We start from the raw sequence: 25,343 nt of genomic DNA, 5'->3' as shown, positions 1-25,343 counted from the left end.
GAAAAAAGTCTTCAGACTTACGACTAAAGACTTTTGACTTAGAAAAAGGTAGCGGGAACAGGACTCGAACCTATGCCCGCCTTTTGGCGGGTATGAGCCCGGCGAGCAGCCGAATCTCCAAAACGAAAAAAGTCTTCAGACTTACGACTAAAGACTTTTGACTTAGAAAAAGGTAGCGGGAACAGGACTCGAACCTATGCCCGCCTTTTGGCGGGTATGAGCCCGGCGAGCAGCCGAATCTCCAAAACGAAAAAAGTCTTCAGACTTACGACTAAAGACTTTTGACTTAGAAAAAGGTAGCGGGAACAGGACTCGAACCTATGACCTTCGGGTTATGAGCCCGACGAGCTACCAACTGCTCCATCCCGCACTATTTTATTTTTACGATCCGCTTCATTACCGCGAAAAGGGACTTTATTAGTGGATTATCCCGTCACCATCCTCCGGATTCCCCGGAGGATAAAAAAAGCCTCTGATTTTAATCAGAGGCTTCAGGTAGCCCCAACAGGACAAATCTCGAACCACTTTTTCGAAGATTTGAAACGTTTGGCAAATATTTCAGCCTAAATAAATTAAGTCTTACGATGTAAAGAGCTGTTTTAAAGAAGAATACATTCCAATTTCCATCTTTATCCAAAACAAAGATAAAACTTTATTCCCTTTTTCGGTTCGACTTTTCTTGTCGGGGCTCGCGGAGATGATTTTTTCAGCCACGAAAGAAAGACGTTTTCTTAATTTGACGAGTTCAAGCAAAGATTAATTAAGGTGACCCCGCTGGGATTCGAACCAAATGAGATAAAGCTATTATTATCAATATGTTATGGCGTCAAATTTAAAACGTATACCGCAAAGTATACCGAATTCTTTAGATCAATTTGAGGCTGTATGAGAACGTTAAATATGCGAATTATTTTATAAACAAAAGCTATAAAGGCCCTTAAAATATAGACTCGGCTGGCAATTCTTTCTTAATTCGTTGTTGGTTTGGTCGTCGAGTTGCCTGGTCTAAATCCATGTACATGTCACTGAAAATTTATTTTTTTTCAGCCAGGAAAAGCTGGAAATTCGATACTTAAAACAAATTTTATGATAATTTTCATTGATCGTTTGTTGGGTTGCAAAATCAGATTTTATTATTTTTAAGTTGCTGTTTCCATTTCGATACTATAGAAGAACAAAAATATTCCCAAACAAAAGAGCATCCTGCCGAGCAGAACCTGATAATATCCTTAATTTAGATGCGTGGAAACAGGCATCAATGTCCAGGATCTGGTCATTAAATTTTTAGAAGAATGTAACGTGCCGTTATTCCTGACGGGCAAGGCCGGTACAGGAAAAACGACGCTGCTTCACCGGGTCAAAACGGCGATCACTAAAAACCTGGCCGTTGTCGCGCCAACGGCGGTGGCGGCGATTAACGCCGGCGGTACGACCATTCATTCTTTTTTCCAGATGCCTATCGGCCCGCTGCCGCCGAACAGCGGCGAGCCGCTTGCGCTGCGGATGAGCAGGGAGAAAATGCTGGTACTCATCAAGCTCGAACTACTGATCATTGATGAGATCAGTATGGTCCGGGCAGATACGCTCGACCATATCGATACACTGCTTCGCCAGGTAAAAGGCTCGGCGCAGCCCTTCGGCGGGGTCCAGGTGTTGATGATCGGCGATCTTTTCCAGTTGCCGCCGGTATGGGAGCGCGACTGGCCGATCCTAGGCCGTTATTACAAAGGCCCTTACTTTTTTAACAGCCTGGTACTTCAAAAGCACGCTTTTTTTACTTTAGAGCTTAACGAGGTCTACCGTCAAACCGACCAGGCCTTTATTTCTATTCTTAACGAGATCCGGCATGGCCAGGTGAGCGCTGAACTGTTGGAACCGCTGAACACGCAGTACCGCACGGAAAAGGAGATCGGAACCCTCCAGGACTACGTTATCCTATCGACCCACGTGCAATCGGTCGACCGGATCAATACGCAGCGCCTGGAAGGACTGGATAGTGCAGGTTTCGTCTATAAAGCGGATGTCACCGGCGATTTTTCCGCGGACGCCTATCCGGCCGAAGCCGAGCTCAGCCTGAAGGTGGGCGCGCAGGTCATGTTCGTTAAGAACGACCTTTCGGGGAAAAAGCAATATTTTAACGGGCGAACGGCGCGGGTCACCGCGCTGCAGGAGACAAGCATTCAGGTGACCTTTCTCGACGACCACAGCACGTTCGAAGTGCTCAAAGAAACCTGGCAGAATGTGAAATTTGCTTTGTCGGCTTCAGAAAAGAAGATCGATGAGACCAGCGCCGGTTCATTTACCCAGTATCCCTTGCGGCTGGCCTGGGCGATTACTATTCATAAAAGCCAGGGCCTTACCTTCGATAAAGCAGTCATTGACGTGGCCTCGGCTTTTGCAGCAGGCCAGACCTATGTCGCGCTCAGCCGCTGCCGAACTTTGGACGGGATCATATTGCAGTCCCCGATCAGGCCCGAAAATGTAAAGACCGACCCAACCATCGTGGCCTTCATGACGGCTGCGACCCAGGGCCCCCCGGACCTGGCCACCTTAGCCGAGGCCAAAAAAATATCAGAATTCAATGTGATCAGCGACGCCTTCAATTTCAAGGTGCTGGCCGATGCCTGGGCGGGCTTTAAAGAAGAACTCGAAAAGCACGCCGAAAGTCCAGGATCCATCAGTGCGTTTGATACCGCCGGAATCACCAACATTTTCGCCAGCGAGCTTAAGATTGTTGGTGAGCGTTTTATACAAAAAGAACTGTGGGAGGACCTGCCGCGGACCGTACTCCAGGAACGCATCAATGCGGCGGCCGCATTTTTCCAGCCGAAGCTGACTGGCCTGCAAACGCGGCTGGAGCAGATCCTGCTGCAATTGCCTGGCAGCGAGCTAGAGTCCGAATTTTATAATCGCTATAATTATCTGCAGTCCGGCATCCGGCAAAAGCTAGCGATGCTGCACGGCGCCGTCTACTTCCCGACCGGTGCGGAGATCTTACTATATGCGCAGAATGCGCTCGCCGCTTATAAACCCGTCTTTAAGAACTGGCGGCCGAAGACCACGGCTAAGGACGCTGAAGTGGATAACCCGGCCTTATATAAAGCGCTGTTGGACTGGCGCGCGGAAACGGCGCAGCAAAAAGGCACGCCTGAATATTCACTGATCTCGGAGAAAACCCTGCGGGAGATTGCGAAGAAGCTGCCCAAGACCTTCAGCCAGTTATCCGCCATTAAGAATTTCGGAGAACAGCGCGCGCAGGAATATGGCGATGCGGTGCTCCGGATGGTCAGGGAATTCCTGGGGGAAGGCGATACGTTATTTTGATCCGCCGGTGCTCAAGCCGAACTGTGCTTTCAACCCGTTGATCACGTCGGTCTCATGCTGATAGAAATTCAGCGGGTCGTTCTGGGCAGTTTGCCAGGCGGCCGACAGTAATTCCGAAACAGACTTATTTTGCGCTCCTTTGAGTTCCGTGCAAGGTGCCAGGTCGGCATTATCATAAAACCCGATGAACTCGTTAATGATCAGGTTGAACAACTTATCCGGGTAGATCAGTTTATAGGCTGATGGCCGGAAAATTTCAGCTTCGCTCAGAAAGCGCTGCCAGGTTTCTTCGATCTGTTTTTTTTCTTCGGCGAGGCCCAGTTTTTCAAGCATCAGCAGGATGATCCGCATCCTGGCCTCATTGGCCGGGTGGGTATCGTTATATTCAAAGATCTTGGAGGATCCGTGATCGGCGGAGATCAGTTTAAGGTTCGTCCAGGCGTATGCCGCACCGGTCATATAGGTACCGGCCAGGTCACACGAGAATTCCTCCAGCCAGGATACCTGCCAAAGGTATTTCGCGCGCTCCACTTCCGCTCCAAAATGGGCGTACTGCTTTTTATCATGCAAGGTCGCGATCTCCCGTTTGAGGTGCTTTTCGATCTCCGGGGCGGAAAGTTCACAGCTGCGGCCTTCGTACATCGAGTACAGCAAATGGCCGATCTCGTGGTACATATCCGGTAAGTTCAGCAAACTGTTTTCCTCGCCTGAGGGGATCGCGATGATCTCCAGCATGGGTACGGCCCAGTAATAATAGTCATGGTTGCTGATCGTCGAAACGATGGGTGGCACCGAAGTAATGCGGTGCTCCTTATAGATCTTCTTGATCAGCCGGTAAAAAAAAATCTCCGGGTCGCCGTAGTTCTTGATCGCCAGAAAGCGGTAGGTATGGTAAGCGTTGAACTCCCGGTTCAGCCGGTTATACTGGAACAGGTAATTCCCTGAAAGGTTATCATACTCCAGCCCGCCGATCTCTAGGGCCTGCTGGATGGGTTTACGGATCTCCCGGATCTTCAACAGCGTACTTTCGATAAAGCGGGTCCGGTAATCCTCATGATGGTCCATCCCGTTGATCTCGGCGATCACCAGGTCGATACGGTGCAGCAGATCAGCATATAGGGCTTTGACGAAGTTCTTCATCCCCGCGATGATCTTAGTTTGCGATAAAGCACGGAGGCTTCATTATCTAGTATCGAAATGAAGCGGTCGATATCCCCCAGGTCCTTATTCGACAGGTGCTGGTGGTTGCGCAGCTTGGCCGCAGCCTGCTTAACCTGCTCGCGGTACTCCACGTTCTCCAGAATATATTTCCGGAACAACTGGTTCTCCGACAGCTGGTATAGCGAATTGGATGAGTCCTGCTTATCGTAAAAAGCCTCCAGCGTGGCGAGGATATTCAGTAGTTCCCGGTTAGCTTTGGCGACTTCCTCATCAGCAACCTGGAGCCGGGGATGCGTTTCCAGGATCTTTTTATTGGCGGCCATATTCCGCCTTTTCAGCACGATCACCGAGCCGTTGAGCTCGTTCGTCAGGTTGGAGACCGAACTGTATTTTTTATATAATAAAGTGAAATCACTCATGGCTTATTCCTCCATTGTATCCTGCAGCAGTTTATATTCTTTGGCCTGGACGTTCGCATAGGTGTACTCATGGGCCACATCGCGGATGATCAGGTCGATCAGTTTCAGCGGCAACGGCAAGGAGCTGGCCCGGTCGGGCGCCGTGAAATTGAGCTGCGTCATCGCGAAAACATCATCAACGGCCTTATCGAAATCGATGTCGCCCCAGGCCAGGCTGACCCGGATCGGGTTGGATGAGCCGGGTATCTTATAAGGGAAACCTGTGTTGAAGATATAACATTCTTTTCCCTCACGGATCGGCACGACCGTACCGGCATCCGCGTTGTCCAGCATATTGTTCTGATCGGGCACGGCGGCGCGGATAGGAATAGCCGAAGACTTGGCGACATCGAGTACAGCGAGTTTGATCTCTGATTGATCGATCTTGCTGTCCTCCCGCAATTTATCGATAGCGGCGTTGAGGGCTTTTTGCTCTTCTCCCCAGGAGATCCCGTCACGCAGTACGACGATACTTTTCGGAAAATCCTCACCTGCATCTAGGTGGCGGGTGAGCACTTCTACGATCTTATCCCGGATCAGGCCGGAATTGACCTTTTCGGTCCGGAAGGTGTTGCCGGCTTTTTTGGCGGTCTTTTCAATATCGAAGACGATCTTTTCTCCATTTTTGAACAGAAAGCAGAAGCCTGCATAAAACTCATGCGCGTCGATACCGATGTAGAGGTCGTAGTTCAGGTCCTTCGCCAGTGCATACGGCCACTTCCGGTTCACCACCAGGTATTTGAAAAGCGTGTTGACCTGGTATGATTTAAAATCCTGCATCTTATGGTCCGGAACTTCGTAGATCTTGGCGCCGCGGGTATCCATCGCCGAGCGCATATAACGCTTCAGGCTTTTTTCGCTGATACACTTCAGGTTGATCGTATCGAACAGCTCTTTCTTGACCAGCTTATGCAAGTTCTGGCTGAACCAGTTATTACCTTCCAGTTGCGGAAGGACGAACAATCCGTAACTGCCGTTCAATTGCTTGGTATTGACCATGGCCTCGAATTCGCGGCAGACCTTTTCGGCAAAGGGCCGCTGCTTCATCGAATAGGTCATCAGCTCAAAGCCGCGGAAAGTTTTATCCAGTTGCATCATTGCCCGGTTAAAGTAATATTTGATGCTCTTTTGCATGGCGAAAGGCATCGTATCAGGTACGAAGATGTACTGGCTCATGTATTCGTCGTCGTTCAGCAGGCCATAATTATAGGTGAACTTGCGGCGCCTTTTCGGAAAAAGGTACAGTTCAGCACCGCGAACACCGGAGGCCGACTGATAGGGATCGAGAATATGTCCGTTCGCATATTTCAGGGCCGGGAAATCGATGATCCGGCATGGCTGGATGAACGGCACGGTGGTGATCGCTAATTTGATCCCGGCGAAGCTAAAGTTCTGAAAATACTTTTGAACGAAGAACTCGGCACTGGCGAAGCGGCGGTGCGGCTGATTGATCGAAAGGCGGTGCAGGCCGTCCTCGGCCAGCGTGATCGGCTTGGCCAGGTCCGCGGCGCCCTCCATTTTCTTATCGCCGTCCTTGGTATATGTATGATAAAAGGTCAGGGAATCCTTGCTCAGCTTCGGCGGTTCCGCAGCATTGGCATACAAACCCTTGGTCGTAATATAATCGTAGATCGTACCGTCGAAATCGTCCTTGATAAAAGGCTGCTCGCCGATCTTGCCGCCGATGGCGCTGCCTTTGACGGCATACCATTCGTCGCCATTCAGGTAAAGGAAAGATTGGCCGAGCACATAACTGGCCCACTGCTCTTTAGGCAGGGTTTTCAGGATCTCCGTCAGTGTATTTTTATCGGCGTAGCGGTAGGCCAGGTCAACGCAGACGAAGAACTCCCCATTCTGCTGGTGCACGCGGTATTTGAAGCCCTGGTAGATATCCGTTTGAATATCTTCCGAATTGCTGGTCGGGTTCTTTTTGAGGAAGGAATTATTCCCGCCGCTCCATAAACCTTTTTTGCGTTTCAGCTGAAATTCGATGGCATTCTCCAGGAACCGCACGGCCAGGGCCATATTCTCATAGGAACGGTCTTCGGGATCGAACTGAAAGACCTGCTCTACTGGTTCCAGGTAAACATCCAGCGGCGTACCGATCAGGGTGATCGCGCAAAGCTCCGCGTCCGAACGGACAGCGATATATTTTTATGGTCGTACCAGGCTTCCGATACCACGCCACGGGTCACAGAGGCCATGTGTTTGATCGCGTTATTGAACGAGGTGTTGTAATCCTTACCCTCGGTCTTTCCGCCCTCTACAGAGACCGCCATTAGCCGGTAGCTAAACCGTAACTGGCTGCAATTGCTGATGCTGAACCAATTGAGTGTATTGTCCTTCGTCATAATTTAAATCATTTAGGATAATTTGTTTACACAGGAACCTGAAATTGCATATCGCGCAGGTTGCCGCTTTGTCCGTACGTTCATAATCTTCGATGTCCAGCTCGTCCCAGGGCCTGGATTGGGAAAGTTCCTCCTGTTCGTCGCTGAGTAGGAACACCCCGTCCAGCGCGTTGGCGGCTGAGTCCTTGTTGATCACATGCTCTTTGAATTTGCCGTTGAGCAGGTTGAATTCGAAAAGGCGCACATCCTCCAGGGCGGGCAGCGGCTTCCACTGCTCTTTTTTATAACGCTCCCTTGAAAAATGGAGCGCTACGATACCGCCCAGCAGCAGCTGGCGCGAGTAGTCGGCGTCCGCTTTTTCCACGACTTTCCAGTCGATAACATGCATGGATTTCCCCATATAGCTGATCAAATCGATCTGTGGCTGGATCTTGATACCCTCATATTCGTATTTCAGCGTCTTGGCATCGGGCCGCAGAAAGCGGGCGGAAAGCAAATACTGCTCCATATTTTTCCCCGGCACCGGGCTTTGAAAATTCGGAAAGGCCAGCAGGATTTCTTCGATGGTCTGGTAGACGCCCTGCAGTTCCGCTTCCGTGTACGGCGCATTGGACTCATGGACATCGAGGATCGCGTAATCGGTACCGGATTCCGTCTTGGAGATCTCCGGGTCGTGATAGAACCTGTTGGCAGAGAACTCGAATTGCTTTTTAGCCATATCGACCCCTTTTTTGGCGACCGCGGCATAATCAGGGACCTCGCGTTCCTGGTAATAGAGCAGGATCTCGTTGGTGATCATCCAATCGACGATGGTTCCCTGCCACATCTTCAAGTTCTTCATTTTGGACAGCTCATGCGCTTTGCGCCGGAAGGGATCGGCAAAACTGCGTGATGCCAGCTCGTACGCGAAGTAGAACTTGCGGTGGCACTGCCGCAGCACCTGCAATTTACTGATATTCCAATCCCTGTTCGCCATTACAAAGTATGATAAAGTTCTGTTAAACGATCTGTATAATTCTTCAGGGCCTCTTCGTTCTGGTATAAAAAGCTCTCGTCAGATTTGATGCCCGAAAGGTCTTTACCCAGTTCGCCGCGGATCATCCCTTTCCGGTAAGACGGCTGGAAGCTGCCGGAAGGCATGACCATATTCCGGGCTTCCGTCTGCAGGCGGTCAAAGGTGACCTGGATCGCCTCCATCGCGCTGTCGATGCCCAAGCCCAGCAGCTTAAGGAGTTTGACCAGCGACTTGACAGGCACGCTGTTGGTAAACACCCGGTCTGCCTGGATCGCTTCGATCAGCGATGGGGTCAAACCGGTTTTTTCCTGCAGTTCCGGGCTGGTCAGTTGTTTAACAGCAACACTTTGGGTCACCATGCTACCCAATGAGGCTTTGCTGAGCTCTGCTGTCAGGGCGTCCAGCATCCGGGTAGCCTTTTCGTCGGGCAGCTGTACATCCACCGCCTGCTGAAATACAAAGGCAGCTTCTGCTTCCGGAGAAACAGCCGAGGCCTGGTCCGTCCGGCTGGCGTAAGCGGTCAGGATATGCTCGAACGGCAATAAATGCTTATCTTTTTTCATGACATGTTTTCTTTTATAATGCCCAATGTTTTCTTTTCTACTTTCGCTTTAGCCCGCAGGAAACGTACTTTCAGTTGATTGTTCTCGATCCCCAGCATGGTGGCGATGTCATCATAACTGTAGTTGTTCATCCGCAGCAATAAAATATCCCGGTCCGTCTCACTGATCTCCTGCAGGGCTTTTTCGAGCGCGGTGAACAAGGGGTTTTGCGATGCTTCCTCTTCGTAAACCTCCGTACTGCTTATGTTCAATACGGGATGGCGCTCAAATCCGATCCCTTCACTATCCTCTTCGGTAGCAGCGTATTCGTCCTGCCAGTCGACCAGCTTGAATTCGATCTGCTCTTTGGCCATTTTCGCCCGGACAGCCATCAGCGTATTGTTCCGGTGGATCTTAAAAAGCCAGTTCTGGAAATGCCTTTCGGAATCGAACTCGTTCCGGAGGATCACTTTGCCGACCGTTTCCAGGGTCTTATAAAGCACCTCATAACATTCCTCCTCATCCAGCGCCCAGTTCTTTAAGGAATACTGGTACAAGGAGTGCCCGTATAATTCATACAGGAGCGAAAGGCCTCCTTTGAGGTCTTCCTGGTACTTGGCGATGACTTGAAGATACTTTGCTTCCATGCGTTACTTATCTATATGCATTGAGGTTACCAAAAATGGCAGCCGGCACAAATAAATATTAAAATTAATTTATTCCGCTGATTAAAAATACCTTCGGTAACCTGAAATCATAGGATGTTAGTAAGTAGCTGATATTTGCTAATTTTAATGAACTAATCCGTTACGCATGAACTACCGCATTTACTTCGAATTCAAGGCCGTTGAGCGCCAGCTGATCGGCGTGTCGCTAAATGGGGAAAATGTCGGTTTGCAGACCGAAGTGGTGGCAGGTCACCGCATCTATGTCTATGAATTGCGTAATTACCAGGAAAGGTCCATCGCGCTCCGCATCCAAAACCTATCCGAAGCAGTGACGGTGATCATTTCCGTTCATAGTGATGCCGGACAGAATATCCTGTCTGACTGGCAAACACTGGCGCAACCGGACGAAGCCGCTGACCTGCGGATCGACCTGCTGGAGAGCCGGATCGAGCGGGTAACCGATAGCGGCCGGTTAATGCCGAATATGGTACCGGTCAGGCGGCCGAGCCGGAATGAGATCAGGGAGATCAGGGCGAAGATCCAGTTCGTCGAGCAGAAATATTCGGCCAATGAATCGTTCGCCCAGCCGCCGCGAGATGAGTTGCTGACCGCAAGGGCCGATGAACCGCAAAACACCCTGGTAGATGTATTTTACGCTACAGATCGCGCCAGGCAACAAAATAAAAGCGGTGAAATAGCCTATACGAACAAGCGGGGTGACCTTGAATTCGGGGTATGCCAGGTCAACGTGCCGGGTAACCGCAAAAAGGGCGAATTGCCGCTTCCGCCATGGTATCTTTTCGGCCTGTATACGAATGACACTTTACATATGTCGGTCAAGCGTACCGACCAACTCAAGCCCGATGACTTTCTCGCGCAGATAACCGAAAAGGTCGGCGGCTCGCCGGAGAAGGACGCCCTCCTATTCATCCACGGCTTCAATGTCGGATTTACCGAGAGCGTGCTGCGAACCGCGCAGATCACCGCGGACATCGGGTTCCGGGGGGCGCCGGTCGTTTACAGCTGGCCCTCGCGTAAAAGCGTTTTCAAGTATACCGCCGACGAAGCTACGTCCACGGGCTATTCGATCGATAACATAATTGAACTGATCAAGGCCATCAGGACCGAGACGGGCGCCGAGCGTGTCCATTTGATCGCGCACAGTATGGGCAACCGGTTTCTAACAGATGCGCTGAGATCGCTGGCCGACCAGGGTTTTACGCAGCAGTTCCAGTTCAACCAGATCATCCTGGCCGCGCCGGATATCGACGCCGAGGTGTTTGTCAAGCATATCGCGCCGAAGATCGCCCATGCCGGCAAGCAGGTGACCCTTTATACGTCCGCGCATGATAAAGCACTCCAGCTTTCGACCGGTATTCACGGGAACATTCAAAGGGCAGGATCGGCCGGGAAGCAGTTGGCCGTTTTTCCTGGGATCGATACGGTTGACGCTTCGCAGGAGACGACTGATTTCTTAGGGCATGGCTATTTTGCGGAGAGCAAACCCTTGATCCACGATATCTTCGCGGCGACTAGGCACGGACATGATCCTGCTGCCAGAAACCTCCGCAGGCGCGTGTCAGGTGACCGTTACTATTGGGATTTTCAATAAATTCAACGTAGATTAACACCTTTACGCAAGAAATGTGAATTGGATAAATTATTATATTTAATTTTTTTAAAGACTCTTACTTATATGCCTACTCCACAAGAAATTTTGATTGGTAAGCACCCCGCAAAGCCTAACTTTTTTGCCGAGTGGCTCGACTTTGTGGATGAAGCTGTTCCTGCCGCCGATCTGAACAAAAAACATCGTAAACTTAGCGAAGTTACCGGGAAACGAGGCCTAGCTATTAAGAGTATCGCTAAGTATCTATTAGACCATCATGTAGACCCGAAAAAGCTTGAAAGGGCAAAAAAAAGAAAAGAGGAGATATTAAAAAAATACAAGCTTAAGTCTTTTGAAGAATATTTAGACACGCAAACTTATTTTCCGAAAGCAAAAAACACTCGAAACGGAAACACCGCGGAGGTTATCCTATCGAACTACTTACAGGTTACCAGTGGCTTATCCTTGCTGGCTTTTAAACTGACTTACAATCCAAATGTAGACCAAGCTATCAAGGGGGATGATTGCCTACTATTTGACGTAAAAGATCTTACCAGCAAGGTAATTGTGGGGGAAGCAAAATTTCGTGGTAGATCGCCGGATAACAAAGCAATCAAGGAGATGATTAAAAATCTGGAAGGCGCCAAGAAATTACCAATTTCTCTCCCTTTTATTTCACAGCATTTTACGAGCATAGGGGATGAGAATATGGCAGCACAAATCGATGACCTGTTATATGAGCTCATCACGGGAAAAGTTAATGTGATAAATGTCGGCCTGATCATAAGCACTAAATCCACTAACAGAGGCCAGGACGCGGGGCAGCAACTCGACCATTATTTAAAGACCACCAATCCTAACTTGGTAGCACTATCGTTGGGAATAGACGACCCTGACGAGATCGTGGACAAAACTTTTGATGAGGCCTATAAACTTCTTAAAGCCGCTGTCAAATGAATAAGGACAGAGCTATAGAAAACTTTAACCGTTTGGAGAGAGATGGCGACGCGCAAAACCTCTTTGCAAGGGCAAATGCCCGTTATATACTTTTTGGGGTTAATGAATCGCGCGAGAACTTCCCCAGAACATTGGAAACCAACCTGGACCTTGGTTCAGACAGCCTGGCATTTTATTATTTAAACATCGGCTGTACCCTTTATGAAAATAATATGCAATCCGAAATTATTGGCCGTTGCCTAGAAAAAGGGGCGGAATTTTTGGAATATAACCATTCACCGGAAGCTAACAGGTCCTCACTGAGTCCTTATTATATATTAACTTGCGGATTAGCCTATTATGCATCTAGCCAATATTCAAAGGCCTACATTATTCTCAGGGGTATTGAAAAGTATGATACCGATGTCGCAGTTCTTGTTAGCGCGTTTTTACGGAAAAGATTTGATGAAGTGGGCATTGTTTTAAACCGCATACTGATTAACTCCGGAACTTACGCAGAATCTTTCGAAGAAGAAGAACGTGAAAACTCAATTCCCATTATTCTTTTTGCCAGGTCTGTAGCAATGTTGATGGATTATCTTTTTTCCGGCCAAGCCGATAGCCTTGAAAAGGCCATAGATATTTTAAAGGACTTACTTGAGCTGCTAAGTATTGAACGGGAGCCATCCTTTTGGTGGGTGGTCAGATTGTTTCGGATCATTGCCACAGGCTTTGAGACCAGTTCTTTGTGGGCTACTATCAACGAGCAGATCACTGACGATATTTTCAGCACGAAAAAAAGCTACGTACATAATTTACTGTTTGCCGCAAAACCCATTATAGAGCTTTTTAACGCGCAGATCTCGGCATTGCCTAAAATTTTGTCGCCTGAGGGAGCTGTAGTAAGCTTACCGACTAGCTCAGGAAAAACCCAGATTGCAGCTATAGCTGCACTGGAAATACTTTCCCAAGATGCTGCTGCAAAGGTTCTCTATCTTGCGCCGTACAGGTCTTTGGCCTATGAAGTGGAAGTGTCGTTTAAATCCCTTTTTGAGCCGTTGAATTTTTCGGTTTCTCAGTTATATGGCACCGGCCAATTCAGCAAGATTGATCAGTTGGTGTTGGACGAGGCCAGTATCCTTATTGCCACACCCGAAAAGGCCAAGGTCATATTGAGAGGGAATGCGCACATTTTTGATGCGGTCAAATTGGTCATTATTGATGAAGGCCATTTGTTAGGTAAACAACGACGGAACGTTATTAATGAATTTTTCATCGAGGAAATCAGATTGTTATTATCCCGTAACTCTGGTAAGTTAGTTTTGCTCTCGGCAGTATTACCTAATGCCGGCACTATAGCGAAGTGGCTTTGCGGGGATGAAAAAGCCTGTGCCGAGGGAAAAGAACGGCTGGCGAGGCAGCGCCTGGGTTTGATGATCTATCGTAATCATAGTGTTAGTCTCGAATGGCTTGGTGAAGAAAAAAGTTTTAACCCAGGATTTATCCGGCCTTTTACTTCAAAGCGGAAAGGAGGATTAACGCTGCCAAATGACAAGGCATTGGCGGTAGCACTGACAGCCCTTAAGTTAAGTGATAACAAGCAGTCCTTGCTTCTTTTTACAGCGAGGGCAGTTAGCGTTTATACTTATGCAAAAGCTTTGTTGAAAGGATTAAAACTGATCGACGATGAAGAGCTTTTCGATTGGCAGGACTGTCCGGAATGGTTGGAGCTCCAACTGGTTTGTAAAGAATATGAATCTGCCGAAAATAATCAGATTCTGGAATTTGCAAAACATGGTATTTTATGCCACAAAGGCGACCTGAACAAGGAATTACGATTGGTACTGGAAAAACTTATGAGGAATGCCAAACCCAGAATTATAGTGGCTACTACGACTTTGGGCCAAGGGGTTAACCTGGGCGTCAGTACAGCTATCATGGCAGACATCGAATATTATGATGCTGTTCGAAAAAAGCAAACAAAGCTTACCAATAGCGAAGTCTGGAACGTCATTGGAAGAGCGGGTAGGGCGTTCCAGGATGTTGAGGGTAAAATATTGTTTGCTGTGGGATCTGTAGACGACCGAAAACAAGCCGAGGTTTACCTAAAAAATGAACCGCATGACGCACTTAGTGGTGTACTTATCCAAATCAAAAGGGTTAAAGACCTTGCGAAACAGGCCGATGTTGATTTTGAAACTTTGTTGGGGCTAATCGCTGAGAATAAATTCAGTGGGTTCCGGAAAAGAAAACTGGTTACAACCGGGGTTAGGCTTGACCAGGAGTTTTTGGAAATCATGGATTGGCTGGACGACACTTTGCTATCCCTTGACATTCGCCTGGAAGGAGATCAGGAAGATTTTGATGATCACTTGCGAAATACGCTAGCTTATATCCAGGCTGATGATCTCAAAGGAATCAGCCAGGATAATGTCTTTGACTTTTTAAAGGCCCGTTTGAAATCACTAAAAGAAATTGTGGTGCCGGAGGAAGGGCGCAGATTGGGGCTGGTTTCTTCCGGGTTGCCACTTGCGGCGGCTATAAAACTGGACGAGGTATTCGAGGATGCACTGGAATTGTGCGACCTGTATCTGTTGTCGGATATGGAAATCGATGACAAGCTTGATTTACTAAAGGAATTAGAGCAGATCATTGTCGGATTTCCATCCTCTCCTTTTCAGCCCATCCTAAAGTCAAATGGGACGCCTAAATTCACAGCCGCTGAATACGACCTGATCCGTTCCGTTTGGATTGGCGGAAAATCCCTTTCGCTTTTAAAAGATATTGATGATGCGGTAAAAGCCTGCAACAATTACTATGCTTATACCATTACCTGGGTTATGGGCGCATTTGCTAACAAATGCAAAAGCGGTGACGACGAGGTGCGAGCTAGTGTGTTCGAGGAATTAGCCATTTCCGCCGAAATGGGCTTACCTGATCTGGTTAGCGCAAAAATCTATTTGTCTGGTCTCCGCTCGCGTAGCGCCGCTATGGAGATTAAGAGCACCGACGTGTTATCAGAAACATCGGATGACATTAAAATCCATGAATTGCGCGAGTTGCTGCTCCAAAACACGGAAAACCTTATCGATGAAACAAAAAAGCCATTGACCCATGCATGGCTTAGTAATTTCGCGAATGAAGCGCAAAATTATAAGCCGCGTAGAAGGGAGAAAATTAATAACCTCAGACTTCGAAAGGAATTTGAAACCGATGTGTTATTGGTCAGATCTGTTGACGACCAAACCCTATACCTGGTTTCCCCTGATTATAGTGAGCGTGTTTCACTACTGACTTCAAAAGATAGTACGTTATGGTCAGTCACTAACCGGTTTGATGGCTATTTTTCTAAGAGAAAAGATATTTGGGTATACAGGCATAAACGATGATTATCTTTGACCCTAACAATTTATTATCGTACCTTCCATCATGGATTTGGGAAAATAAACCGTTTTCATAATCATCGTTTAATAAAGTTGTAAAAGTATTTGCCTGGAAATGACCTTTTACTTCCATGCTACAGATTTCTTTTCAGCAAGGAAAATACGCTGTCTAAAATAGCGTCAGTTGCACCATCTCAAGCATGGCTTTTTCTATATCACGCAAAGTTGCAAGGATGACCGGTTGTTTATCATTGGTGGTGTCAGTGCTGCCGATCTTTTTGGTCATCATGGTTATTAGTTCATTTAGAGCATAGCTCAAAGTTTCTTGACCGCATTTGAATTGCTTGCCGTGAACGGACAGGCCGTAGCAGCCACCTGCAACGCCAAAGCTGTAATTCATGCCGTAGGTCCAAATATGGTTTTGACCTCTGCCGAGATAGATCAGGCTATGGTTTCCGTAACGGCTGGTATCACCAAAGGTCAGTTCTTTTGTATCTAAAAACGATGGTCTCGTAAACCATCCGTATTTGTCAAAACTGATTTCAGTAAATCCGAATTCCAACCCTTTACGATAGGCATGTACATTCATTGTAATTTCCATGAACGATTCACCGAAACTGCGGAACCAGTCCAGTTGTGCCTGGTCACTGGTTTCAATAGCATTCAGCATTTCTTTAAAAATACCGGTTGCATAAGGCATAAAATGCTTATTGGCGATGTAATCGGTGATTTGATTTTTTGATTGAAGATTTAATACCAGGCCTTCCATAACATTACATTTTAGTTTTTTAATGCAGGGGTTATAAAAGCACGGTGCGCAGTTGTCAAGGGCCCGGCCTGTGCGGGGTTTCATAGACCCTTGACGGCGGCGCAGGGGGCTTTACCTTTGCTGTTAAAAACTGAAATGGTTTGGAAAGACTGTTTGATCGAAGCAAAAGTCAACCGAAACATAAGGGCAAAAAAGCAAGTCCCTGCCTTCCGGATGGGCGCGTAAAATCGGCTAGTATAGCGCAGCGGTACGGACCGATTTGGGTTGTGCGGCTGGAATACGGCAGGCTGGGTCTTGCTGTGCGGCCTGCGGTTTGGTCAGCGAGAGCAGACCTGACCGGCAGGCATGGCCGCATTAGCGATGAAAGCGGCATCCTTTTTTAGGAAAAAAAGATACAGCGGACAGCGCAGGCCAAAGGCAATGCCCAAAAAAACCTGGACTAAAAATGATTTCATATCTTTATTGCATATAATTACGATGGAAAATGATGATCAACCGATAATAGATAGTTTCCCGGCGCCTTACCCTAAAACCTCGCCAACGGAATTACAGTCTAAAATAACCTTCGAATCTTTACTCAGTACGGTTTATGTAAAGCCTGATCTTCGTGTAATGGACAAATACCCCAATACAGACGGGCATATAGAACTAACTGATCAACAGCAGCACCCTATCGGAAAAATCGAAGTACAGCTTAAAACATTGGCGGATGATGACCTGATTACACCAAAATATCAATGTGCTAAACATTTCCTGAAATATTGCAGTGACAGTATACTCCCGGTTATCCTGGTCGCGGTCAATAACGCACAAAAAAAAGCTTTTTGGATTTCTGTAGATGAGGATGTAATCATAGATGCCGACCAAAGGATTAACGGCGAAACGGTAAACATTAAAATTCCTTATGAAAATTGTATCGACGGGCAAAATCACGCCTATTTAGCGGCGTGGGAAAAACTGATCCAGGTGGCCCGGACAAAGGTGAAAGGCTATAATGGATTGTTGCAAGATAAAGAATTACTGGAAACCAAACTAGAAGTATTGGAAGAAGGTCTGCGTCCATCCACCTTAAGCCCGGAAGCCCTGGCGGAAATACACATCTTTTTAAATCATTATAATACGATACTGGAAACAGAGTTTGCTGTACTCAAGCAAACCTTATACACCCGTTACTGGAAAATAGGCATCGGCATCGCATCCTATACGATGGATCGCTGTGCCTTTGTATTGATCCCGCTGGATATTGGACGTAACGATCCGATCATCCGGGAATTAGCGCCCGACTCATTTTTCAAGCGTCATGAAGCTTTATTTGATGGGACCATACTGAGTTATGCAGCCTATATCAGCCAAAATAATATCCGGACTAATCCCCTGGCGCTCAGTTACTCCCTACTCAAATCAGAGTTTTTCCGCATTATGGGAAAATACAATTTCCCGATCAATGACCCCGTGATCGCGCATGAATACCTAATCAGCTTCATCGATTCATTTTGGGTGACTTTGGGCTTCGAGCCAGAACAAAACACCTATGCTTTGAAGCAGTTAAATTTTATACTGAGAGAGGTATTGCCGGTGGAGGTCGCGCAAAGTCACAACTTCGCTGATTGGGTTAAAGAATTTAATTATAACATTGACGGTACCAAGAACACGAGGCTGCACCCTAATTTGACCAAACGTAAAGAGGCTGCAATTAGCCTGCTCAAAACGGATTTTGTACCCGTTGTTAAAGTGACCATCAGTTCGGAACTGTACCATATCGAACTGATCTATTATTACCTGGACCTGTTGCTGCAATCCGGCGAAGAAAATGCGGTAAGGGTCTACCATGCGGAAATGGGGCCAAAAATCAATATGAAATTCAATTGGGCCGCGTGGAACAGGCCCGCCATTTTCGCTAATCTGGAATTGTTTTTCAAAAACTTCACCCGGCTATATCAAAAGTATGTTTACCACAATTTCCGGCATCTACAGGAGGAACTGAACTTTTTCGACCATTTCGACACGATCTTTTACGTGCTGGTATTTGATGACGACCTGACTAACCAACCTTTCCTGGAGGTCTATAAGCTCAATGCGGCTACGGAAGTACTACCCCAAAATTATTTCTTTAAGCAAAGCGATCCGGCTTGCCCGGTCAGCCGGAAAGAAAGGTTTGAAATGGATAAATGGGATTGTGACCTCAATGGGGTACACTATAAGATCCTGTCGGTAGGCGTGCAAACCCTGGATTTCCTGTTTGAGCTCTCACCAACCTACAGCCTGATCAATAAGCAAATAACAAAAAAGCTGAAGGAGTTTTTTAAAAGCAAAGAAGAAGTAAGGGACACCTATTAGAAACCTCATGACGAAAAATTAAGGAATGATACCCAATTCGGCTAAAACGTCCTTTTTCAGTTTGCTTAGCGGCCTTTTGCTTAAATGTTCATCATCAAGGAAAACGCCAAAGGCCAGCCTGTATATCTCATCTGTGGAAAGGGTTAGTTTTAAAATGGAATTCAAGGAATTAATATAAGAGGCTGAATAGGCTTTTTTAAGGTAGATCAACTCCCTGATCTCATCCAGGTGGCCTGAATAGAGTTCCTTTAGCTTCATTGCTTTAATACTATTGTTCGTAAATTCATTACCGGAAATGATCTTGCTTTTAGCCGCCAGGTGATCTTCCAGCGTATAGGAAAACTTAAAGGATAGCAATTTATCGGTGTCGGGATGTCTCAAATAAGGATGAAAAATATCCTTTAATGCAAGGGGCGATGCGCCTTTAATACTACTGTTACAGACATTGCAACTGGGAACCAGGTTATAAAATGACAAAGCTAATAGGGGGTAGCTGCTTTGCGGGAACCAGTGGTCAAAGGTAGGCCGGGCTATAAATTCCCGGTTTTCGGTAATGATCGTATGGGTATAGAGCCGGTTACAATAGATACACGTTTGCATCCCTAAATTTTCCGCCAGATGGTAGCCATTATAAAATCCAAAAGTTTTATCGGCGCTTTTATCAATAAAGGCATCATAACGGATAAGTGCCTTAATACTGGCAATCGCTTTCTTACTGATAAACCTTTTCTTGAACTGGTTCAGCACATCTGGCGTACCAATCAGCAGGTCTTTTAGATTTGTTTCATCATTAAGAAAAGCAGCCACGGTTGAATGGATGCCCGTTACCTCATCTATACGTTTATCCAGGCCTTTCGGATGTGCCTCGGTAAACCTTTTACCCAGCAATTTCTTTTTGATCACATACCGGACATTGGTATAATGTTCATCCCTGGCGTTTATAAATGACGGTGTCGTTTGATCGATATAAAACATCAGATTTGCCTCCTTCTTTCCTGAAGCCTGCGGATCTCATCATCGATCAGGCGCGCTTCAAAATTTTTATCCCCTAATGCCTCGGATAACATTTCCGCCAGTTTAAATTTAATAATGGGTTCGTCGATACAGTAGATGATCCGTTCTATGGCGATTTGCCTTTGCTCCGAAAGACGACCAGCGGCAATATCCTCAATAATGAAGTCGATCACTTCGGCAATATAAGCGCCGATCTGTCCATCCTGCATAAAAAATGAATCCTTCAATAAATCCGCGATATTGGCACCCAACGTTCTTTTAGACCCGGAATTGCCGATCTTTGTTACCTGGTCAATTTTCTCCAAAAACACCGCGTTATTTTTGGGTAGGTCGGATAAAGTCAGTGGGTCGTGGGAAGTGATGATGATCTGTATTTGATAACCCTCGAAAATGATGGGTATGATCTCACGGAGGTATTTTACATACTCCTTTTTCCATTGCGGGTGAAAGGCATTGTCACCCTCGTCAAGTAGTAACAGGATGTCCTTTCCGATACCCTCCAGCGAATTGGTGGAATACCTGTCAATATCAACACCGGTTTTGATGTTTTCGGCATGATCGTAAAGCGTGCTGAACAAATTTAAAAACGACTGCTCCCCGGAACTGACGTTGATGTGCGGCTTGAACTTAAACATCGGTTGGGTATCAAAATTAAACCACTCCCCGATAAAAGAAGTGTTGAAAGCGTCGTACAACTGAATCACACGTAAAGCCTGAGCTTCGCTGATCACAATACTGCGCCAATTTTCAGTCATCGTTTCGGCAGTTATGAGCGAGTGCACATAATCTACAAGGGCCAGCAAATTTAAATGCTGGGCAAACAGGTATTGTTCGCTATCCGCATACACCCCTGCATTTCCCAGGAACCATTGAAAAGCTTCACGAACCGTCAGGTTGGCCATCATTTCTTCAAAATCTTCAGGAATGATGCCCTCCTCCAGGTAATGGTTACCGGCCCTTTCAAAAAGCGAGACCAATTTCCCTAAAGCCGTTTCATACAGGTCATATTCAAAACGTATTAACCATGTTAAAATTTTGGCTTCTTCATCCCGGATATTACCTTTGAATTGCTCGCCCTTCTGTATTTCCCGTTCAGAAGCTTCCTGCTTGATCTTTTCATAGATTAGGGTAATAGCAGGCCGCAGCTGATAGGAAGTGTCATGAAATTTATCTGGCTTATGGGTGCTCGTATCAAAATACGCCAGGCTTAGCGTAACCTCATTAAAAACCGGCAAAGCGATCTTGGTAAATTGGCGGTTCTTATAAAAATGGTTGAATTTGATCCAGCGCTTGGTGTTTTCAGAATTATGGGCCTCTAAAAAATCATCCAGCAGGCCGCTGTCGCCGTGGTTATCCAGTTTCAGCAGCGTTAGTTTAGTCAGGTCCTTGTAGTTGTTACGGGCCGCATCCAGTGAATGGTAATTAAGGTATGGCGTAAAATAAATGCGGTGTATTTTCTCGATATTCCGGGTCAGCTCATAGGCACCATCCTGTTCCTCGAGTACATAGGTGCAATAATAAGCGTTGGCGATGTATTGCAGCAAAGTTGTTTTGCCGCCACCATTATTCCCCACTATGCAAGAAAACAGAGGAATATCGCTGCTCAGCAGGTCGTCAATATAATAACGGTTTTCGGCTACCGAAACCAGTTCCTTGTTGTTGAACTGGTACAAGTTTCGGCCACCCAGGTTAATGGTGACTTCCTTATGCCCGTCGCCAAAGATTATCGGTAAATTACCTCCCGGAATATAAATTGCTGCAATCTTCATATAAATAGAAATTTAAAGATAGGAAAAGGCTGGCGGATCGATATAACCAAACCACATCATTCCATTCCCGTATTTTCATCGCCGCCACGCACAGATGCTAAGAATTGTCGCACGTTATTGAACCTGGAAGCCGCTGCTTTTTCGAGCCAGCGGTTAACAACCGGGTCAGCACATTGCCATGCATGAAGCCGCCAGGCAATGCGCACCAGTTTTTCTTCAATATAGGCGACGTCCCCGCCATCCGGTGGCTGCAATTCATACTTGCGAAGTATGCGCACTAATAAAGATTCCTGATCACGGAACCGATTAGGGTATCGTTTATAAAAAAGCCAGCTGGTGAGAAATCCAAGCGACGCTTCCACTGCCGGTTCTGCCTGCAAAAGTATTTTATTCATGACCAGGACGACGTTATCGTTTTCAAAAGCGTCTTTATAGACCCGAAGGTCAAGTTCATGCAAGGCTGTTTCTACCGCATTTTCATCGCGGCTCGTCAGGCCTTCCTCCAGCTCCGTATACTTCCGGTGAATGTTTAACTGCGCTATTGCCCTTGCAAGTGTGTCCTCGTAGCCTTCATAGCTCGCTATCCTGGATATGAAGTCTTTTAAAAAATCGACCATTTCTTCCAGCACCGGCGTAAAGGTAAACCAGAAATCAGGTGCAGGTGCCAACCTTTCAATATTTGCCAGACTTGCCTGCAAGCCGCTATAAAGCAGTTCCAATTCACTATCGTCCCATTGCAGTCCGTTAGGACGCCATTCACTAAATGACAGGCTGGAAACAGGAATAGGTTCATCGTTGAGGCCGCCGCTGATCTGGTTGCCATTGATGCCGGTATACCAAAGGTTGCGGTGATTGAGCAGCGCTTTTCGCATGTAACCGTCGAGTATCGGCTGCCCATTTGCAAAATGAAGCAGAATGCGCCAGATACGTGCATTACTTACCTCCTGAAAATCGACGGTCATCAACCGTGAAGTGATCGCGGTTTGCTGTTCCGGCGTCAGTAGCCGGAAAAGGTTCCCTAATACAAATATCCTCGATATGTTCGCGGTGTCAATGCCTGCAATAACCGCATCGATCTGGCCGCCGAGCGTCGTCGATAGCTGAGTTCCGTCCTGTACAGCCTTAAAGCCCAAGTTCTTGTTTAAATGATACAAAAAGTTGATCGGCTGATCAACCTCGCCCGCAAGAACGGCTTTCAGCCAATCGCTGATCAATTGCTCAATAATATGCGGATCATCTACATATTGAATCGCTGCGATCACCAAACCAGGGTGCGTATCTACATGATCTTTGCGATAGGCAATACCATCGTTTACCAAAGCCCGCCACCATTTAAAGAAATCGTGCTGCCAGATGCCAGGGCTGACCCCGATAATTAGCGTAGAAAGAAACACCTGGATGTGGTCCGTATAACTTACAGGCGCGCTCTTAAGGTTTTTGAACAAGGCACAGCAGATGGCGGGCAGCTGTTCGCTGACATTTGCCGCGGTCGAGAAGGCATAATCCTGTCCGGCCTTTTTTAGAAATTCCTTTTTGGAATATTGAAGGCTGTAAAATAAAAACGGCATCGGATAAAACTCAAATCCGGCTTTCATCACCGGGTACCAATCCTCTGAAGACAGCAGGTAGATATTACGGATTGACATTTGAAATCCGGATTCCGCAAGTAACATCAGGATTTGGACGGCGGCTTCCGCTTCACTGTGTTTGGAAAGCCTCAGCGAACGCGTCCTGTTCATCCGGTTTTCCCCGTAAGGCTTAATTTCCTGTGCTTTTTTCGCGACCAGTTTTTGCAGGTCATCCATCCGGCTCTGCAGGCCGTGGTAGCCCGAACGCTCGTAAGCCAGTATTTGCCGGGAGATCCTTTTATCACTTAACAGAAATGGCTGCGTTATGTGGTGGAGCTGCTCCAGCGCATATAGTTTTTCCTCGCCATTATTGATACTATCCTTTGCCAGCGCCTGTGCTAAACCGTCGCCCGCGGCCTGCCTGTCATATAGGGCCAGGAAGCCCGCTTTGATGATTTGCTGCCGTCCGCCAGGCGCCCATTCTTCCAAATAGGTTTTTAACTTCGTAAACTGGAAGGTATAAGCCAGTTGCAACAGGGTATCCTGTTCGGATAAAAGCCGCCGTTCTTCGACGGCAGATAAGGCATCATTCCGGCTGATCGCCTGTTCCACCGTATCTTTGTTCTCCGGTTGCGCTGCTAACTGTTCGATCACTGGCATCTCCAGGAAGCTCCGGATAGGAACCGCCATATCCTTTAAGGCTAAAATAACCAACTGGCGCAAAAGTGGCCGTTGCGGCAGCTGCCGGTTCCAATTCTCGAAATTGATATAACCCAGCAGGGAATGTTGATTGTGCGTAGAGGCGTAACTCAGGTCGGGTAACCAGATATGCTCATTGAGTGCGGTTAAACGCCCGAGCATGGGGGCGATGGCCTCTTCTTCCGGCAACTCGTTTGGATCAAAAATGCGCAGGCCATCCCAAAGCTGCCGGTGTTCGCGCCGAACTGAAATATCGGCTGTCGGTATATCCGGTTTGATATGGTCGTCATTACCCAAAAAACTGATCAGGGCCTGGATGGCAGATGCCCTGTCGGTGATCATCGGGTCGGCCCCCAGATCCTGCGTGAAAACTTTTATCACGTCGGGGTCGCGCAGCGGGATACGGACAATATTATGGTTCTCATAAAAAAGTTGTTTATCCGCAGGGACATCGCCTTCCCCGGTGTCGATTAGATATATTTTGTACCGGTTATCGTTCCTGTGCAAGCGGGCAGCTTTAAATAAAATGTCCCTTACCCAGTTGATCCATTGCAGAAAATTGGGGTCAACGCCGGAAAAACCGATCAGGCAAAAGGATTCCTGCAATAGTGATATCCGCATCAGCTGGGTAAAAGCTTCATGTTCTTTGGGATAATTTTCGTAGTCCTCTTTAGATATGACGTACTGTTTTTTATGGTCGCCATCAAATTCGAAATGGAAACGCTCACGCTCGCTTGCTGAACGTAGCGAGCCATGAAGTTTGATGATGTTCTTTCTTTTTTTTATGCGCAATCCAGCCGCTGTTTTCACCACCTGATAACAGTCTTCGGCCTCGCGGTTTTTCTCAGCCAATAGCAACTCTTTTTGTTGGAGGCTGCTCTGCAATTGACGAATTTCAAAAGCCAGCGTCTGCAGATCCGCTTTGACCATGGCATCGTGCGTCACTGGTTCGAGTCCTTCAATCGGTATAGGCTCACGTTCTTCCACCTCCGGCTTAAGCGGCGTTTGATTGAGGGATTCAACCGTCTTTTCTTTCTTCCGAATATTCTGTTCGAGCGGTGTGATCTCCTCCTCCAATTGGTGGATCTCGCTCTGCAAACGATCATAACGTGAATTGTCGATGCAAATATCGAGCAGGTCGTCATAATTGGTGGTATAAATATTATTCCACGGCAGATCATTTATCAGGCTTTTATGTAAAGCCAGCTTTTCCCTTCCCAACGGTTCTGTAACGCCGTTGCAATCCATGATAAATTCATCACCGTTAGGGTAAACTGCCGGTATGCGTTCCTCGATATAGGTCGTAATGCTTTCGGGTATAGCCTTGCGTTTCATATAGGCAGAAACGATTTCCAGATATCCTTGCTCCCGGATCAAGTGCAGGCACTCTTGTTTTCTAAAATCAGCTTCTTCAAGCGGTACGACTGGATGCATTGCAGTATACCGGTCAAACGCTGAATTGACATGGCGTTCGTTAAGCTCATAGGCCAGATCGATCAATAATTCGTCCCACGTAAGGAATTTTGTACTTGCATTTTTACTTAGCCCGGAACCGACCAATAAAGACATTTGGTCAGAGGCCAATTTGTTGCGCAGATCTTTAAGCTGCTTAAGGTAATCTGGTTTAGCTGAGTTCATTTGGAAAAAAAACCTAAATTACAAAAAACGACGGTATGCACACAGATAATTGGACGCGGGTTGTGCAAGTTTTATCCGAAGTTATTTGCTGGAAATTCAAGT

Annotated in this window: 17 protein-coding genes and 1 tRNA gene; 5 read left to right on the top strand and 13 right to left on the bottom strand. The window is 47.1% G+C overall.

Going from position 1 to position 25,343, the window contains the following annotated elements; translation table 11 throughout:
• Positions 1 to 297 precede the first annotated feature (297 nt).
• A tRNA-Met gene (locus MgSA37_RS18820) sits at positions 298 to 370 on the bottom strand.
• Between the two features lie 872 nt (positions 371 to 1,242).
• On the opposite strand from MgSA37_RS18820, the gene MgSA37_RS18815 reads away from it, so the two are divergent.
• Positions 1,243 to 3,324 (top strand): HRDC domain-containing protein, encoded by a 2,082-nt coding sequence (locus tag MgSA37_RS18815; RefSeq protein ID WP_096354087.1) that lies wholly within the window; start codon positions 1,243 to 1,245, stop codon positions 3,322 to 3,324.
• On the opposite strand, the gene MgSA37_RS18810 is transcribed toward MgSA37_RS18815, so the two are convergent.
• From MgSA37_RS18810 to MgSA37_RS18785, 7 genes are all read right to left on the bottom strand, one after another.
• A complete protein-coding gene (locus MgSA37_RS18810) occupies positions 3,316 to 4,464 on the bottom strand; it encodes a hypothetical protein (protein ID WP_096354086.1) in 1,149 nt (382 codons plus the stop codon). The two genes, MgSA37_RS18815 and MgSA37_RS18810, sit on opposite strands and share 9 nt — an antisense overlap.
• Complete coding sequence (locus tag MgSA37_RS18805) at positions 4,461 to 4,904, bottom strand: hypothetical protein (protein WP_096354084.1); 444 nt, start codon at positions 4,902 to 4,904, stop codon at positions 4,461 to 4,463. The genes MgSA37_RS18810 and MgSA37_RS18805 overlap by 4 nt, the downstream gene beginning before the upstream one ends.
• Before the next feature lie 3 nt (positions 4,905 to 4,907).
• Positions 4,908 to 6,968 carry an argonaute/piwi family protein gene (locus tag MgSA37_RS18800; protein WP_096354083.1) on the bottom strand — a complete coding sequence of 687 codons (2,061 nt, stop codon included), beginning with the start codon at positions 6,966 to 6,968 and terminating at the stop codon, positions 4,908 to 4,910.
• A gap of 80 nt (positions 6,969 to 7,048) precedes the next feature.
• Positions 7,049 to 7,294: a hypothetical protein gene (locus tag MgSA37_RS28340; RefSeq protein WP_157750641.1), complete on the bottom strand. Its 246-nt coding sequence runs from the start codon at positions 7,292 to 7,294 to the stop codon at positions 7,049 to 7,051.
• On the bottom strand, positions 7,233 to 8,270 hold the full coding sequence (locus tag MgSA37_RS18795; RefSeq protein ID WP_096354081.1) for a PD-(D/E)XK nuclease family protein: 1,038 nt from the start codon (positions 8,268 to 8,270) through the stop codon (positions 7,233 to 7,235). Before MgSA37_RS18795 ends, MgSA37_RS28340 begins: the two co-directional genes overlap by 62 nt.
• The gene (locus MgSA37_RS18790; protein ID WP_096354080.1) at positions 8,270 to 8,872 is read right to left on the bottom strand and encodes a hypothetical protein; all 603 of its coding nucleotides are present in this window, start codon (positions 8,870 to 8,872) and stop codon (positions 8,270 to 8,272) included. The genes MgSA37_RS18795 and MgSA37_RS18790 overlap by 1 nt, the downstream gene beginning before the upstream one ends.
• A complete protein-coding gene (locus tag MgSA37_RS18785; RefSeq protein ID WP_096354078.1) occupies positions 8,869 to 9,498 on the bottom strand; it encodes an RNA polymerase sigma factor in 630 nt (209 codons plus the stop codon). The genes MgSA37_RS18790 and MgSA37_RS18785 overlap by 4 nt, the downstream gene beginning before the upstream one ends.
• 166 nt (positions 9,499 to 9,664) lie before the next feature.
• Between MgSA37_RS18785 and MgSA37_RS18780 the strand changes: the two genes are divergently transcribed.
• Genes MgSA37_RS18780 through MgSA37_RS18770 form a run of 3 tightly spaced genes read left to right on the top strand, consistent with a single transcriptional unit; the run spans position 9,665 to position 15,453 of the window.
• Positions 9,665 to 11,131 carry an alpha/beta hydrolase gene (locus tag MgSA37_RS18780; RefSeq protein WP_096354077.1) on the top strand — a complete coding sequence of 489 codons (1,467 nt, stop codon included), beginning with the start codon at positions 9,665 to 9,667 and terminating at the stop codon, positions 11,129 to 11,131.
• A 39-nt stretch (positions 11,132 to 11,170) separates the two neighbouring features.
• The gene (locus MgSA37_RS18775) at positions 11,171 to 12,085 is read left to right on the top strand and encodes a Hachiman antiphage defense system protein HamA (protein ID WP_157750640.1); all 915 of its coding nucleotides are present in this window, start codon (positions 11,171 to 11,173) and stop codon (positions 12,083 to 12,085) included.
• On the top strand, positions 12,082 to 15,453 hold the full coding sequence (locus MgSA37_RS18770; protein WP_096354073.1) for a DEAD/DEAH box helicase: 3,372 nt from the start codon (positions 12,082 to 12,084) through the stop codon (positions 15,451 to 15,453). Before MgSA37_RS18775 ends, MgSA37_RS18770 begins: the two co-directional genes overlap by 4 nt.
• A 163-nt stretch (positions 15,454 to 15,616) precedes the next feature.
• On the opposite strand, the gene MgSA37_RS18765 is transcribed toward MgSA37_RS18770, so the two are convergent.
• Together MgSA37_RS18765 and MgSA37_RS28335 are read right to left on the bottom strand one after the other, a co-directional pair.
• Positions 15,617 to 16,216, bottom strand: a complete 600-nt coding sequence (locus tag MgSA37_RS18765; RefSeq protein ID WP_096354072.1) for a hypothetical protein — start codon at positions 16,214 to 16,216, stop codon at positions 15,617 to 15,619.
• Positions 16,217 to 16,533: 317 nt separating this feature from the next.
• Positions 16,534 to 16,671, bottom strand: a complete 138-nt coding sequence (locus MgSA37_RS28335; RefSeq protein WP_157750639.1) for a hypothetical protein — start codon at positions 16,669 to 16,671, stop codon at positions 16,534 to 16,536.
• Positions 16,672 to 16,693: 22 nt separating this feature from the next.
• Here MgSA37_RS28335 and MgSA37_RS18755 point away from each other — a divergent pair, with 22 nt between their 5' ends.
• Complete coding sequence (locus tag MgSA37_RS18755) at positions 16,694 to 18,553, top strand: DUF4365 domain-containing protein (RefSeq protein ID WP_157750638.1); 1,860 nt, start codon at positions 16,694 to 16,696, stop codon at positions 18,551 to 18,553.
• An 18-nt stretch (positions 18,554 to 18,571) separates the two neighbouring features.
• Here the strand turns inward: MgSA37_RS18755 and MgSA37_RS18750 are convergent, their stop codons facing one another.
• From MgSA37_RS18750 to MgSA37_RS18740, 3 genes are read right to left on the bottom strand one after another with little or no spacing between them, the layout of a single operon-like run.
• On the bottom strand, positions 18,572 to 19,528 hold the full coding sequence (locus MgSA37_RS18750; RefSeq protein WP_096354068.1) for a hypothetical protein: 957 nt from the start codon (positions 19,526 to 19,528) through the stop codon (positions 18,572 to 18,574).
• Complete coding sequence (locus MgSA37_RS18745) at positions 19,528 to 21,336, bottom strand: OLD family protein (RefSeq protein ID WP_096354067.1); 1,809 nt, start codon at positions 21,334 to 21,336, stop codon at positions 19,528 to 19,530. Before MgSA37_RS18745 ends, MgSA37_RS18750 begins: the two co-directional genes overlap by 1 nt.
• 56 nt (positions 21,337 to 21,392) lie before the next feature.
• The gene (locus MgSA37_RS18740) at positions 21,393 to 25,241 is read right to left on the bottom strand and encodes an SIR2 family protein (protein WP_096354065.1); all 3,849 of its coding nucleotides are present in this window, start codon (positions 25,239 to 25,241) and stop codon (positions 21,393 to 21,395) included.
• Positions 25,242 to 25,343 lie beyond the last annotated feature (102 nt).

This window comes from Mucilaginibacter gotjawali (genome assembly GCF_002355435.1).
In the GTDB taxonomy this organism is placed as follows: Bacteria; Bacteroidota; Bacteroidia; order Sphingobacteriales; family Sphingobacteriaceae; genus Mucilaginibacter; species Mucilaginibacter gotjawali.
Note: the sequence above shows the minus strand (reverse complement) of the source record. Positions and strands in the feature narration are given on the sequence as shown.

What these genes read in the sequence shown, in the direction of transcription:
- MgSA37_RS18810 (WP_096354086.1), bottom strand. Translation starts at nt 4,464, where the DNA reads ATGAAGAACTTCGTCAAAGCCCTATATGCTGATCTGCTGCACCGTATC.
- MgSA37_RS18805 (WP_096354084.1), bottom strand. Translation starts at nt 4,904, where the DNA reads ATGAGTGATTTCACTTTATTATATAAAAAATACAGTTCGGTCTCCAAC.
- MgSA37_RS18800 (WP_096354083.1), bottom strand. Translation starts at nt 6,968, where the DNA reads ATGGCCCTGGCCGTGCGGTTCCTGGAGAATGCCATCGAATTTCAGCTG.
- MgSA37_RS28340 (WP_157750641.1), bottom strand. Translation starts at nt 7,294, where the DNA reads ATGACGAAGGACAATACACTCAATTGGTTCAGCATCAGCAATTGCAGC.
- MgSA37_RS18795 (WP_096354081.1), bottom strand. Translation starts at nt 8,270, where the DNA reads ATGGCGAACAGGGATTGGAATATCAGTAAATTGCAGGTGCTGCGGCAG.
- MgSA37_RS18790 (WP_096354080.1), bottom strand. Translation starts at nt 8,872, where the DNA reads ATGAAAAAAGATAAGCATTTATTGCCGTTCGAGCATATCCTGACCGCT.
- MgSA37_RS18785 (WP_096354078.1), bottom strand. Translation starts at nt 9,498, where the DNA reads ATGGAAGCAAAGTATCTTCAAGTCATCGCCAAGTACCAGGAAGACCTC.
- MgSA37_RS18780 (WP_096354077.1), top strand. Translation starts at nt 9,665, where the DNA reads ATGAACTACCGCATTTACTTCGAATTCAAGGCCGTTGAGCGCCAGCTG.
- MgSA37_RS18770 (WP_096354073.1), top strand. Translation starts at nt 12,082, where the DNA reads ATGAATAAGGACAGAGCTATAGAAAACTTTAACCGTTTGGAGAGAGAT.
- MgSA37_RS18765 (WP_096354072.1), bottom strand. Translation starts at nt 16,216, where the DNA reads ATGGAAGGCCTGGTATTAAATCTTCAATCAAAAAATCAAATCACCGAT.
- MgSA37_RS28335 (WP_157750639.1), bottom strand. Translation starts at nt 16,671, where the DNA reads ATGAAATCATTTTTAGTCCAGGTTTTTTTGGGCATTGCCTTTGGCCTG.
- MgSA37_RS18755 (WP_157750638.1), top strand. Translation starts at nt 16,694, where the DNA reads ATGGAAAATGATGATCAACCGATAATAGATAGTTTCCCGGCGCCTTAC.
- MgSA37_RS18750 (WP_096354068.1), bottom strand. Translation starts at nt 19,528, where the DNA reads ATGTTTTATATCGATCAAACGACACCGTCATTTATAAACGCCAGGGAT.
- MgSA37_RS18745 (WP_096354067.1), bottom strand. Translation starts at nt 21,336, where the DNA reads ATGAAGATTGCAGCAATTTATATTCCGGGAGGTAATTTACCGATAATC.
- MgSA37_RS18740 (WP_096354065.1), bottom strand. Translation starts at nt 25,241, where the DNA reads ATGAACTCAGCTAAACCAGATTACCTTAAGCAGCTTAAAGATCTGCGC.